Source organism: Phyllobacterium sp. P5_D12, assembly GCF_054049495.1.
Genome location: NZ_JBFUMG010001184.1, coordinates 1 through 554 on the forward strand (window position 1 = coordinate 1; position 554 = coordinate 554).

Below are 554 nucleotides of genomic sequence, written 5' to 3' on the forward strand. Positions count from 1 at the left end.
ATCCGCTTCGACAGGCAGCGCCGAAATGGAGATGCCGAACGCGTCGATCTATACCTGCATTGGCCGGACATGCTGGGTTACCAGCCAGCGTTCCTGTCGGATTTCAACGGTGCGGTGCCGGAAAAGCGGCTGCTATTCCTGACCTTCGAGATCCGCGCTACCTCGCAGGATATGTCAGGGCGATATGGTCCGATCTATAGCACGTTGACCGAGGGTCCCGGTTCGAAGGGTCCATCTGGATTAACGATACAGAAGTTTCGAGCCGACAGTGGCTTCGTAAATGAGGAGCTGATGGTTTCGGCGGAACAGGCAGGACAGATGCCATTCGTTGCCCGCTGTCTTGACGAGGAAACCTCGAAAACCAACCTTGCATCGTGCCAGCGGGATATATTCCTTGGTGAGGATTTGCAGCTAACCTACCGCTTTCCAAGAGAAATACTTGGAGACTGGCAAAAGCTGGATCAGCAAATACGAACATTTGCCGAAGCCCATCTCAAAGGGCAGAAGTGACGCTAGCTCAGCGTCACTCGATCATAAGACTCAGAGATCCATCT

At 53.4% G+C, this 554-nt stretch carries 1 protein-coding gene; it reads left to right on the plus strand.

Features of this window, described 5'->3' with window-relative positions; genetic code table 11:
- Window positions 1-510: hypothetical protein (locus ACXJ5O_RS29400; protein WP_457302979.1), on the plus strand; the 510-nt coding region annotated here is incomplete at its 5' end.
- Between the last annotated feature and the right edge of the window lie 44 nt (window positions 511-554).